The sequence below is a fragment of the Pseudorhodoferax sp. Leaf274 genome, from assembly GCF_001422445.1.
Taxonomy (GTDB): Bacteria; Pseudomonadota; Gammaproteobacteria; order Burkholderiales; family Burkholderiaceae_C; genus Pseudorhodoferax.
Genome location: NZ_LMNA01000012.1, coordinates 485,087 through 496,964 on the forward strand (window position 1 = coordinate 485,087; position 11,878 = coordinate 496,964).

Annotated in this window: 12 protein-coding genes; all 12 read left to right on the forward strand. The window is 67.6% G+C overall.

Features of this window, described 5'->3' with window-relative positions; genetic code table 11:
* The 12 genes from hisS (at position 1) to ASF44_RS16335 (ending at position 11,850) form a co-directional block, all read left to right on the forward strand.
* Complete coding sequence (hisS, locus tag ASF44_RS16280; RefSeq protein ID WP_056900251.1) at positions 1-1,314, forward strand: histidine--tRNA ligase; 1,314 nt, start codon at positions 1-3, stop codon at positions 1,312-1,314.
* Between the two features lie 34 nt (positions 1,315-1,348).
* Complete coding sequence (locus ASF44_RS16285; RefSeq protein WP_056900252.1) at positions 1,349-2,026, forward strand: tetratricopeptide repeat protein; 678 nt, start codon at positions 1,349-1,351, stop codon at positions 2,024-2,026.
* Positions 2,026-3,162, forward strand: coding sequence for an outer membrane protein assembly factor BamB (gene bamB, locus ASF44_RS16290; RefSeq protein WP_369820933.1), 1,137 nt, complete (start codon positions 2,026-2,028; stop codon positions 3,160-3,162). The genes ASF44_RS16285 and bamB overlap by 1 nt, the downstream gene beginning before the upstream one ends.
* 10 nt (positions 3,163-3,172) lie before the next feature.
* Positions 3,173-4,516, forward strand: a complete 1,344-nt coding sequence (der, locus tag ASF44_RS16295; RefSeq protein ID WP_056900254.1) for a ribosome biogenesis GTPase Der — start codon at positions 3,173-3,175, stop codon at positions 4,514-4,516.
* 132 nt (positions 4,517-4,648) lie between these two features.
* Positions 4,649-4,918 (forward strand): RNA chaperone Hfq, encoded by a 270-nt coding sequence (hfq, locus tag ASF44_RS16300; protein WP_082524803.1) that lies wholly within the window; start codon positions 4,649-4,651, stop codon positions 4,916-4,918.
* 73 nt (positions 4,919-4,991) lie between these two features.
* Positions 4,992-6,185 carry a GTPase HflX gene (hflX, locus tag ASF44_RS16305; protein ID WP_082524822.1) on the forward strand — a complete coding sequence of 398 codons (1,194 nt, stop codon included), beginning with the start codon at positions 4,992-4,994 and terminating at the stop codon, positions 6,183-6,185.
* Positions 6,186-6,204: 19 nt separating this feature from the next.
* Positions 6,205-7,590, forward strand: coding sequence for an FtsH protease activity modulator HflK (hflK, locus tag ASF44_RS16310; RefSeq protein ID WP_056900255.1), 1,386 nt, complete (start codon positions 6,205-6,207; stop codon positions 7,588-7,590).
* A gap of 12 nt (positions 7,591-7,602) precedes the next feature.
* The gene (gene hflC, locus ASF44_RS16315) at positions 7,603-8,499 is read left to right on the forward strand and encodes a protease modulator HflC (protein ID WP_056900323.1); all 897 of its coding nucleotides are present in this window, start codon (positions 7,603-7,605) and stop codon (positions 8,497-8,499) included.
* 15 nt (positions 8,500-8,514) lie between these two features.
* Positions 8,515-8,697 carry a DUF2065 family protein gene (locus ASF44_RS16320; protein WP_056900256.1) on the forward strand — a complete coding sequence of 61 codons (183 nt, stop codon included), beginning with the start codon at positions 8,515-8,517 and terminating at the stop codon, positions 8,695-8,697.
* A gap of 74 nt (positions 8,698-8,771) precedes the next feature.
* Entirely contained in the window at positions 8,772-9,920 is a 1,149-nt protein-coding gene (locus ASF44_RS16325) for an ATP phosphoribosyltransferase regulatory subunit (RefSeq protein WP_056900257.1), read from the forward strand.
* Between the two features lie 27 nt (positions 9,921-9,947).
* Complete coding sequence (locus tag ASF44_RS16330) at positions 9,948-11,291, forward strand: adenylosuccinate synthase (RefSeq protein ID WP_056900258.1); 1,344 nt, start codon at positions 9,948-9,950, stop codon at positions 11,289-11,291.
* A gap of 34 nt (positions 11,292-11,325) precedes the next feature.
* A complete protein-coding gene (locus ASF44_RS16335; protein ID WP_056900259.1) occupies positions 11,326-11,850 on the forward strand; it encodes a phosphoribosyltransferase in 525 nt (174 codons plus the stop codon).
* Positions 11,851-11,878: the final 28 nt, after the last annotated feature.

Sequence of the window (11,878 nt, forward strand, 5' to 3'; positions counted from 1 at the left end):
ATGGCTGACAAGATCAATGCCGTCAAAGGCATGAACGACATATTGCCGGCGAGCGTGCCGCGCACCGACAAGCTGCCCGATTCGGCGTTGTGGCACTGGTTCGAGACCACCGTGCGCGAGGTGCTGGCACGCTACGGCTACCAGTACATCGTGACGCCCGTGGTCGAGCCCACCGCGCTGTTCGTGCGCGGCCTGGGCGAGGTGACCGACATCGTCGAGAAGGAGATGTACTCCTTCACCGACTCCATGAACGGGGACAGGCTCACGCTGCGGCCGGAGGCCACGGCCGGCATCGTGCGCGCGATGGTCGAGCACAACGCGCTGTACAACGGCCCGCTGCGCCTGTGGACGCTTGGCCCGATGTTCCGCCACGAGCGGCCGCAGAAAGGGCGCTACCGCCAGTTCCACCAGCTCGACGTCGAGGCACTGGGATTCGCGGGCCCCGATGTGGACGCCGAACTGATCCTCCTGGTGCGCGCGCTGTGGAAGCAGCTCGGCCTCGTCGAAGGGCAGCACGTGCGGCTGGAGCTCAACAGCCTGGGCCAACCTTCCGAACGCCAGGCGCACCGCGATGCCCTGGTGCGCCATTTCGAGGCCCATGCCGAGCTGCTGGACGAGGACGCCAGGCGCCGCCTGCACAGCAACCCGCTGCGCATCCTGGACACCAAGAACCCCGCCATGCAGGCCATGGTGGAGGCCGCGCCCCAGCTCATGGACTTCCTGGGCGTCGAGTCGCGCGCGCACTTCGACGCCGTGCGTGCCGTGCTCGATGCGGCCGGCCTGGCCTACCGCGTGAACCCGCGCCTCGTGCGCGGCATGGACTACTACAACCTCACGGTCTTCGAGTGGGTCACGGACCATCTGGGCTCGCAGGGCACGGTCTGCGGCGGTGGCCGCTACGACGGCCTGATCGCGCAGATGGGCGGCAAGCCGGCGCCGGCCGTGGGCTTCGGCCTGGGCATCGAGCGGCTGCTGCTGCTGATCCAGGGGCTGGGGCTGGCGGTGCCCGATGCGGCGCCAGCGGCCTATGCCATCGTCACCACGCCGGAACTGCTGCCGCGCGCGATGGTCGTGCTGGAGCAGTTGCGCGAGGCCGGTGTCAAGGTGGTGCTGCATGCCGGCGGCGGCAGCATGAAGTCGCAATTCAAGAAGGCCGATGCCAGCGGCGCGCAGCATGCGCTGGTCTTCGGCGCCGACGAAGCGGCCGCCGGCGAGCTGACCGTCAAGGCGCTGCGCGACGGGCAGGGCGCCCAGCAGCGCCGCTCTCTTTCCAATGTGGCCGAATGGGCCGCATCCCTACAATCGCGCGCTTGATTTCGTGCGCTGACCGCGCCTTTCGCTCTTCCTCATGGCAAAACATCTCGATCTCGAAGAACAGGAACAGCTCGACCAGGTCAAGCACCTGTGGCAGCGCTACGGCAATGCCATCACCTGGCTGCTGATTCTTGTGCTGGCCGGTTTTGCCGGCTGGAACGGCTGGCAGTACTGGCAGCGCAACCAGGCGGCCAAGGCCGCTGGTCTCTACGACGAGGTCGACCGCGCCGCCAAGGCCGGTGACACGGCCCGGCTGGAGCGGGCCTTCGGCGACATCCGCGACAGCTACCCCGGCACGACATACGCGCAGCAGGCCGGCCTGCTGGCCGGCAAGGTGCTGCACGAAAAGGGCAATGCCGATGCGGCCAAGGCGGCCTTGGGCTGGGTGGCCGACAAATCGTCCGATCCCGCCTACCAGGCCCTGGCGCGGCTGCGCCTGGCCGGGCTGCTGTTCGATGCCAAGGCCTACGACGAAGCCTTGAAGCAACTCGGTGGAAACTTTGCCGGCGAGTTCGCCGCGCTGGCGGCAGACCGCCGCGGCGACATCCTGGCCGCGCAGGACAAGAAGCCCGAGGCGCTGGCGGAGTACCGCAAGGCCTATGCGGGCCTGGACGCCCGCTCAGGCTACCGCCGCATGGTCGAAGTCAAGCTGAACGCGCTGGGCGTGGACCCCACGTCCACCACCACCACCACGACCGGAGCTGCGAAATGATGGCGCGCCTGTTCACACGCCGCCTGGCATCCACCGCGACGCTGCTGGGCCTCACGGCCGCCCTGCTGGCCGGTTGCGGCAGCACCACCAAACCCAAGCCCGCCGAACTCGGTCCGAATCCTGGCCTGCTGGGTGTGCGCCAGGCCTGGACGGCCAAGATCGGCGAGATCGGCTATCCGCTGGACGTGCAGGTCGCCGGCCAGCAACTGGCCCTGGCCAGCAGCGACGGTACGGTGCTGGCGCTGGACGCACGCACCGGCCGCGAACTGTGGCGCGCATCCGCCAAGGCCAAGCTGTCGGCCGGCGTCGGCAGCGACGGCCAGCGCACGGCCGTGGCCACGCAGGCCAACGAGATCGTGGCCTTCGAGGCCGGGCGCGAACTGTGGCGCCAGAAGCTGCCGGCCCAGGTGGCCACGGCGCCGTTCGTGGCCGGTGGCCGCGTCTTCGTGCTGGCGGCCGACCGCTCGGTCACGGCGCTGGACGGCGCCAGCGGGCGCCGCCTGTGGACCCAGCAGCGCCCGGGCGATCCGCTGGTGCTGCGCCAGAGCGGCGTGATCCTGGCGGTGGGCGACACGCTGGTCGTGGGCCTGTCTGGCAGGCTCGTGGGCCTGAACCCGTTGAACGGCCAGGTGCGCTGGGACGTGCCCGTGGCCACGCCGCGCGGCACCAACGACGTGGAGCGCCTGGTCGATCTGGTCGGCCGCGTCAGCCGGGTTGGCGACTCCGTCTGCGTGCGTGCGTTCCAGGTCGGCGTGGGTTGCGTCGATGCAGCGCGTGGCAGCCTGGCCTGGACCAAGCCTTCGTCAGGTTACGTGGGTGTGCATGGCGACGACCGCATGGTCTACGGGCCCGAGAGCGACGGCAAGCTGGTGGCCTGGAACCGCAGCAACGGCGAGCAGGCCTGGGTGTCCGAGCGGCTGCGCTACCGGCAGCTGACGGCACCGCTGGCCCTGGGCCGCTCGGTCATCGTGGGCGACGAGACGGGCCTCGTGCATTTCCTGTCGCGCGAGGACGGTTCGCCGTTGACGCGCGTGAGCACCGATGGCTCGCCCATCGTGGCCTCTCCGGTCGTGGCCGGCGACATCCTGGTGGTCGTCACGCGCAACGGCGGCGTCTACGGCTACGCGCCCGAGTGAACTGGACCCGATGAAACCTGTCATTGCCCTGGTGGGCCGACCCAACGTCGGCAAGTCCACGCTGTTCAACCGGCTGACGCGTTCGCGCGACGCCATCGTGGCGGACTTCGCCGGCCTCACGCGCGACCGCCACTACGGCAACGGCAAGCAGGGCAAGCACGAGTACATCGTCATCGACACCGGCGGCTTCGAGCCCACGGCCGAGAGCGGCATCTACAAGGAGATGGCCAAGCAGACGCGCCAGGCGGTGGCCGAGGCCGACGTGGTGGTCTTCGTGCTCGATGCGCGCGGCGGCCTGTCGGCGCAGGACCACGACATCGGCAACTACCTGCGCCGCCTGGGCAAGCCCTGCGTGCTGGCGGCCAACAAGGCCGAAGGCATGCACGACGGCCAGCAGCTGGTGGAGTTCTTCGAGCTCGGCCTGGGCGAGGTGCATGCGGTGTCCGCTGCGCACGGCCAGGGCGTGCGCGCGTTGGTGGAACTGGCGCTGGCGCCGCTGGGCCTGCCCGACGAGCCCGAGGAGGATGCGGACGGCGAGCCCGGCGTGATCCGCCTGGCCGTGGCCGGGCGGCCCAACGTCGGCAAGTCCACGCTCATCAACACCTGGCTGGGCGAAGAGCGGCTCGTGGCCTTCGACATGCCGGGCACCACGCGCGACGCCATCAGCGTGCCGTTCGAGCGGCATGGTCAGCGCTTCGAACTCATCGACACGGCCGGCCTGCGCCGACGCGGCAAGGTGTTCGAGGCCATCGAGAAGTTCTCTGTCGTCAAGACGCTGCAGGCCATCGAGGGTGCCAACGTGGTGTTGCTGCTGCTCGACGCGACGCAGGGCGTGACCGACCAGGACGCGCACATCGCGGGCTACATCCTGGAAAGCGGCCGCGCCGTCGTGGTGGCCATCAACAAATGGGATGCGGTGGACGCCTACCAGCGCGAGCTGGTGCAGCGCTCCATCGAGACCCGCTTGCCCTTCCTCAAGTTTGCCGCGCTGCATTTCATCTCGGCGAAGAAGCGGCAGGGCATCGGGCCGCTGTGGGGCGCCATCGCGCAGGCCCACAAGGCGGCCATGTGCAAGATGTCCACGCCGGTGCTGACGCGCCTGCTGCTGGAGGCCGTGCAGTTCCAGTCGCCCAAGCGCAGCGGCATGTTCAGGCCCAAGATGCGCTATGCGCACCAGGGCGGCATGAACCCGCCCATCATCGTGATCCATGGCAATTCGCTGGAGCACGTGACCGAGGCCTACAAGCGTTTCCTGGAAGGGCGGTTCCGCAAGGAATTCGACCTGACCGGCACGCCGCTGCGCATCGAAATGCGCACGTCGGCGAACCCCTTTGCCGACAAGTCCGACCGCTGATCGCGCGGGGCCGTTGCACCTCGCTGGTGCGTCCATCCTGGCTGTCCCAACACGTAATCTAAGGACATCAGTGTTTCTACGGAGGGCGCCGACACGCTGTGGTATGGTCCCCTTCTTCCAAATAACAACGGTTTGAACACGGAGGATATCGTGAGCAACAAAGGTCAACTTTTGCAGGATCCTTTCCTGAACACGCTGCGCCGCGAGCATGTGCCGGTGTCGATCTATCTGGTCAACGGCATCAAGCTGCAGGGCCAGATCGAGTCGTTCGACCAGTATGTGGTCCTGCTGCGCAACACGGTGACCCAGATGGTCTACAAGCACGCCATCTCCACCATCGTTCCGGGTCGTGCCGTGAACTTCCAGCCCGCACAGGACGACAACGCGGACGCCGCCTCCTGAGCCTTGCAGCCGACACTTGTGTGTCGGCCTCCCGCGCGCCGCCGTGGCGGTGCGCACTTTCGGTTCCTTCCGATTGACTGAAATTCCTGTTGCGGACGCTGCGGCGGCCTCGGCCATCCTGGTCGGGGTCGATTTTGGCCTTCCGCATTTCGATGCCGAACTCGAAGAGCTCGGCCTGCTGGCGCAGACCGCCGGCCTGCAGCCGGTGGCCCGCGTCACCTGCAAGCGCAAGGCGCCCGACGCCGCGTTGTTCATCGGCAACGGCAAGGCCGAAGAGATCAAGCTGCTGGCACGCATGCACAAGGCCACCGAGGTACTGTTCGACCAGGCCTTGAGCCCGGCCCAGCAGCGCAACCTCGAGCGTGCGCTCGAACTGCCGGTCAATGACCGGACCATGCTGATCCTGACCATCTTCTCGCAGCGCGCGCGCAGCCACGAAGGCAAGTTGCAGGTCGAGCTGGCGCGCTTGCAGTACCTCTCGACGCGCCTGGTGCGGCGCTGGTCGCACCTGGAGCGCCAGCGCGGTGGCATCGGCACGCGCGGCGGCCCCGGCGAACGCCAGATCGAACTGGACCGCCGCATGATCGGCGAGTCCATCAAGCGCACGCGCGAGCGCCTGTCCAAGGTCGTGCGCCAGCGTGGCACGCAGCGGCGCCAGCGCGAACGGCGCGACGCGTTCACCATCTCGCTGGTGGGCTACACCAACGCCGGCAAGTCCAGCCTGTTCAATGCAATGGTCAAGGCGCGCGCCTACGCTGCCGACCAGTTGTTCGCCACGCTTGACACCACCACGCGCCAGTTGTACCTGGGCGAGGCCGGGCGTTCGGTCTCGCTGTCCGACACGGTCGGCTTCATCCGCGACCTGCCGCACGGCCTGGTCGATGCCTTCCGCGCCACGCTGCAGGAGGCGGCCGATGCCGACCTGCTGCTGCACGTGATCGACGCGTCCAACCCGCACCATCCGGAGCAGATGGAGGAGGTCCGGCGCGTCCTTACCGACATCGGTGCCGACGAGGTGCCGATGCTGCTGGTGTTCAACAAGCTCGATGCGCTGACGCCGGAGCAGCGCCCGCTGCAGTTGGCCGACACCGTGGAGGTGGACGGCCGGCAGATCGGGCGCGTCTTCGTCAGTGCCCGGACCGGCGAGGGCATGCCCGCATTGCGTGCCGAACTGGCGCGCCGCGCGGAGCAGCTGGCGCCTGCGCGGGCGCCCGATTCCCCTGAGTATGATGAGGCCGATCCCCGTTTCGGCACAATCGTCCGTTGACCAAAAGAGACCAGAGCGCATGAACCTTTCTTCTCGGCCGTCGGCTTGGGCGGGCCTTCCGGGCCGCATCCGCGGCATGTTCAATCTGAACGATCCCCGCTGGGGCCGTGGAGACGACAAGGCGGGCGACTCGGATGAGAAGCCCGACACGCGCCGCCCCGACAACAACGAGCGTCCCTACGAACCCCAGCGCCCCACGCCCAACCGCGGCGGCAACCAGGGCCCGCCGGACCTGGACGAACTCTGGCGCGACTTCAACCGCAAGCTCAGCGGCCTGTTCGGCGGTGGTGGCCGCAATGGGGGCCGCGGTGGCATGGGTTCAGGCAACGGTGGCGGCTTCCAGCCCGACATGAAAGGCGCTGGCATCGGCATCGGCCTGATCGGCGCGGTGGCGGTGCTGATCTGGCTGGGTACCGGCTTCTTCATCGTGCAGGAAGGCCAGCAGGCGGTCATCACGCAGTTCGGCCGCTACCACTCCACCGTCGGTGCGGGCTTCAATTGGCGGCTGCCTTACCCGATCCAGCGCCATGAACTGGTGTTCGTGACGCAGATCCGTTCCATCGACATCGGCCGCGACGTCATCATCAAGGCCACCGGCCTGCGCGACTCGGCCATGCTGACCGAGGACGAGAACATCGTCGAGATCCGCTTCGCCGTTCAGTACCGTCTCAACGACGCGCGCGCCTTCCTGTTCGAGAGCAAGGACCCGACCGCCGCCGTGGTGCAGGCGGCCGAGACGGCCGTGCGCGAGGTGGTTGGCAAGATGCGCATGGACTCGGCCCTGGCCGAGGAGCGCGACCAGATCGGCCCGCGCGTGCGCACGCTGATGCAGACCATCCTGGATCGCTACAAGGTCGGCATCGAGGTCGTCGGCATCAACCTGCAGCAAAGCGGTGTGCGTCCGCCCGAGCAGGTGCAAGCCGCGTTCGACGACGTGCTCAAGGCCGGGCAGGAGCGTGAACGCGCCAAGAACGAGGCGCAGGCCTACGCCAACGACGTGATCCCGCGCGCCACCGGTACCGCATCGCGGCTCATGGAAGAGGCGCAGGCGTACAAGTCGCGCATCACGGCCCAGGCCGATGGCGATGCGCAACGCTTCCGCTCGGTGCTGACCGAGTACCAGAAGGCGCCGCAGGTCACGCGTGACCGGCTGTACACGGAGACCATGCAGCTCGTCTATGCCAATGTCACCAAGGTGATGGTGGACTCGCGCCAGGGCTCCAACCTGTTGTACTTGCCGCTCGACAAGCTGATGCAGGCGACTGGCCAAGCGGCCGGCGCCATGGGCGATGCTGCAATGTCGGGCAGCGGCCAAGCCACCTCGACTGCTCCGGCAGCCCCGCCCCTGGCCAGCGGCGACCTGCGCGCCCGCGACGGGCGCACCCGCGAACGCGATTTGCGCTAGGAGATGCGCCAAGTGAACAGAATCGGATTCATTGCTTCCTCGCTGCTGGTGCTGCTGGCACTGGCGAGCTCCATGCTCTTCGTGGTGGACCAGCGCCAGTACGGCGTGGTCTACGCCCTCGGGCAGATCAAGAAGGTCATCACCGAGCCCGGCCTCAACTTCAAGATGCCGCCGCCATTCCAGAACGTGCGCTACCTCGACAAGCGTCTGCTGACGCTCGAGAGCAGCGACTCCGAGCCCATGCTGACGGCCGAGAAGCAACGTGTGGTGATCGACTGGTACATCCGCTGGCGCGTGACCGATCCGTCGGAGTACATCCGCAACGTCGGCCTGGACGAAGGCGCCGGCTCCAACCAACTCAACCGCGTGGTGCGCAATGCGTTCCAGGAAGAGATCAACCGCCGTACCGTGCGCGACCTGCTGTCCACGCGGCGCGAGGAGTTGATGGCCGACGTCAAGCGCGAGGTGCTGGAGGTCGTGCAGGGTGGACGCCCCTGGGGCGTTGACGTGGTGGACGTGCGCATCACGCGCGTCGACTACGTGGAAGCCATCACCGAGTCCGTCTACCGCCGGATGGAAGCCGAGCGCAAGCGTGTGGCCAACGAGTTGCGTTCCACGGGCGCGGCCGAGGGCGAGAAGATCCGCGCCGAGGCCGACCGCCAGCGCGAGGTGACCATCGCCAATGCCTACCGCGATGCGCAGAAGGCCAAGGGCGAGGGCGATGCCCAGGCCGCGGCGCTGTACAGCGATGCATTCGGCCGCGACCCTCAGTTCGCGCAGTTCTACCGCAGCCTGGAAGCCTACCGGAACAGCTTCAACAAGAAGAGCGATGTGATGGTCGTCGATCCATCGTCCGACTTCTTCCGTGCGATGCGGGGGACGTCGACGACGGCACCAGCCGGGCGCTGACGCGCCGTTGCGCCCGTGGATACCCTCTGGGCAGCGCTGGCCCTGGTGCTTGTCATCGAAGGCTTGATGCCGCTGCTCTCGCCGGGCGGCTGGCGCCGCATGTTCATGCAGGTGCTGCAGCTGTCCGACGGGCAGATCCGCTTCTTCGGCATGTGCAGCGTACTGGTCGGCCTGGTGGTGCTGGCGCTGCTTTTCTAAAGGCGTCGTCCTGGCCACCCGGGCCCGCCATGACAGCCCGGTAGAATCCCTTTTTTAACAGCGCACTGATTTCCATGTCCGCTTGGGTCCTGCCGGATCACATCGCCGATGTATTGCCTTCCGAGGCCCGGCACATCGAAGAACTCCGCCGCGAACTGCTGGACACTGCCCGTGGCTATGGCTACGAGCTGGTGATGCCGCCGCTGCTGGAGCATCTGGAGTCGCTGCTCACCGGGACCGGCGAGGCGTTGGACCTGCTCACCTTCAAGCTGGTGGACCAACTGTCCGGCCGCATGTTGGGGCTGCGTGCCGACACGACGCCCCAGGTGGCCCGCATCGACGCCCACCTGCTCAACCGCCAGGGCGTCGCACGGCTGTGCTATTGCGGCCCCGTCGCCCACACCCGCCCCGACCGTGCCTATGCCACGCGCGAGCCACTGCAGTTCGGCGCCGAGATCTATGGCCACGAGGGCCTGGAAGCCGATTTCGAGGTGCTGTTGCTGGCGTTGGACTGTCTCTCTGCAGCCCGCCTGCAAGACCTGACGGTGGATCTTTCCGACGCTCGCATCGTGCAGGCCTTGCTGCCTGACAGCGCCCTGGCCCCTGCCGACCTGGCACGCATCCATGCCGCGCTGACCACCAAGGACGCGGGCGAACTGGCCGCGCTGACCGCCAGGCTGCCGGCCGTGGACCGCGATGGCCTGCAGGCCCTGTTGCAGCTGTACGGCGATGCCAGCGTGCTGGACGAGGCCGAGCGCGTGCTGCCCGACCGGCCTGCGCTGCGCCATGCGCTGGCCGAGCTGCGCCGTTGCGCAGGCCTGCTGGGCGAGCGCGCCAGCGTGCGCGTGGACCTGGCCGATCTGCGCGGCTACGCGTACTACAGCGGTGTGCGCTTTTCGATCTACGCCGCGCATGGCGATGCCCTGGTACGTGGCGGACGCTACGACGAGGTCGGCGCGGTGTTCGGCCGCAACCGGCCCGCCGTGGGCTTCAGCCTGGACCTCAAGCAACTCGTCGCGGCCGTGCCGCCGCGTCCCCTGCGCGCGGCCATCCGTGCGCCCTGGGGCGAGGACGGAGCCTTGCGCTCGGCCATCGCGGTCCTGCGCCGCGGCGGCGAAACGGTGGTCTGCGCATTGCCAGGCCACGAAAGTGAAATCGATGAGTTCCATTGCGACCGCGTGCTGACGCACAAGGGCGGCGAATGGGTCGTGCAAGCCATCTGAACCTGCCCTGCTTTGGGCACTCAAGACATGAACACAGGTAATCGCGCGGCCGCCGGTCGCAACGTGGTCGTCGTTGGCACCCAGTGGGGTGACGAAGGCAAGGGCAAGCTGGTCGACTGGCTGACCGAAAGCGCACAGGGTGTGGTGCGTTTCCAGGGCGGGCACAACGCCGGCCACACGCTGGTCATCAACGGCAAGAAGACGGCGCTGCACCTGATTCCGAGCGGCATCATGCGGCCCGGCGTCAAGTGCTACATCGGCAATGGCGTGGTGTTGTCGGCCCCCAAGCTGCTCGAGGAGATCCAGGGCCTGGAGGCGGCTGGCGTGGAGGTGCGTTCGCGCCTGCGCATCAGCGAGGCCTGCCCGCTGATCCTGCCGTTCCATGCGGCGCTGGACGTGGCCCGGGAGGCCGCGCGCGAGAAGGTCGGGATCGAGAAGATCGGCACCACCGGCCGCGGCATCGGCCCGGCCTACGAAGACAAGATCGCACGCCGCGCGCTGCGCGTGCAGGACCTCAAGTACCCCGAGCGCTTTGCCACCAAGCTGCGCGAGCTGCTGGCCCTGCACAACTTCGTGTTGACCGAATTCCTGCATGCCGCACCGATCGGCTACGACCAGGTCTATGCCGAGTCCATGCAGCACGCCGAACAGCTGCGCCCCATGATCGCCGACGTCTCGCGCGAATTGAACGCGGCGCACCAGGCCGGCGCGAACCTGCTGTTCGAAGGCGCCCAGGGCACGCTGCTGGATGTGGACCATGGCACCTACCCCTACGTCACGTCCAGCAATTGCGTGGCCGGCAATGCCGCCGCCGGTGCCGGTGTCGGCCCCGGCCTGCTGCACTACGTGCTGGGCATCACCAAGGCCTACTGCACGCGCGTTGGCGGGGGGCCCTTCCCGACCGAACTCGAGTGGGAAAAGCCCGGCACGCCGGGTTACCACATGAGCACGGTGGGCGCGGAGAAGGGGGTGACCACGGGCCGCTCGCGCCGTTGCGGCTGGTTCGATGCCGCATTGCTCAAGCGCTCGGCGCAGGTCAACGGCCTGTCGGGCTTGTGCATCACCAAGCTCGATGTGCTGGACGGGCTGGAAGAGCTCAAGCTGTGCACGGGGTACAAGCTCGATGGCGAACTGATCGACATCCTGCCCATGGGCGCGGACGATATCTCGCGCTGCGAACCCGTGTACGAGACCCTGCCGGGCTGGACCGATTCCACCGTGGGCGTGACCGACTACAACGCGCTGCCGGCCAGCGCACGACGCTACCTGGAACGCATCGAGCAGACCACTGGCGTGCCGATCGCGATGGTGTCCACCAGCCCCGACCGCGACCACACCATCCTGATGCACAACCCCTACCAGGCGTCCTGAGCCTGCCGTACCCGCCCCCACCGGAGAACCGCCCATGCTGACCGAAGACGGCAAACATCTGTACGTGAGCTACGACGAGTACCACAACCTGATCGAGAAGCTCGCGATCAAGGTGCACCAGTCGGGGTGGGAGTTCGACAACATCCTGTGCCTGGCGCGCGGCGGCATGCGGCCTGGCGACATCCTGTCGCGCATTTTCGACAAGCCGCTGGCGATCATGTCGACCAGCTCGTACCGTGCTGACGCCGGCACGCGACAGGGCTCGCTGGACATCGCGCGCTACATCACGACGCCCAAGGGCGAGATCGCCGGCAAGGTGCTGCTGGTCGACGATCTGGCCGACAGCGGGCACACGCTGAACGCTGTGATCAAGCTGCTCAAGACCAGCTACGAGCCCATCACGGAGTTGCGCAGCGCAGTGTTGTGGACCAAGGGCGTGTCGCTGTTCACGCCAGACTACTCCGTCGAATTCCTGCCGACCAACCCCTGGATCCACCAGCCGTTCGAAGGCTACGACAGCATGGGGCCTGCGCAACTACTGGAGAAGTGGAAGGTCTGATCGCTGGTACCGGGCGGCGGCTAATATG

Bases quoted from the DNA above. Each gene is read 5' to 3' on its own strand.
- hisS (WP_056900251.1), top strand. From the start codon at position 1: ATGGCTGACAAGATCAATGCCGTCAAAGGCATGAACGACATATTGCCG.
- ASF44_RS16285 (WP_056900252.1), top strand. From the start codon at position 1,349: ATGGCAAAACATCTCGATCTCGAAGAACAGGAACAGCTCGACCAGGTC.
- bamB (WP_369820933.1), top strand. From the start codon at position 2,026: ATGGCGCGCCTGTTCACACGCCGCCTGGCATCCACCGCGACGCTGCTG.
- der (WP_056900254.1), top strand. From the start codon at position 3,173: ATGAAACCTGTCATTGCCCTGGTGGGCCGACCCAACGTCGGCAAGTCC.
- hflK (WP_056900255.1), top strand. From the start codon at position 6,205: ATGAACCTTTCTTCTCGGCCGTCGGCTTGGGCGGGCCTTCCGGGCCGC.
- ASF44_RS16325 (WP_056900257.1), top strand. From the start codon at position 8,772: ATGTCCGCTTGGGTCCTGCCGGATCACATCGCCGATGTATTGCCTTCC.
- ASF44_RS16330 (WP_056900258.1), top strand. From the start codon at position 9,948: ATGAACACAGGTAATCGCGCGGCCGCCGGTCGCAACGTGGTCGTCGTT.
- ASF44_RS16335 (WP_056900259.1), top strand. From the start codon at position 11,326: ATGCTGACCGAAGACGGCAAACATCTGTACGTGAGCTACGACGAGTAC.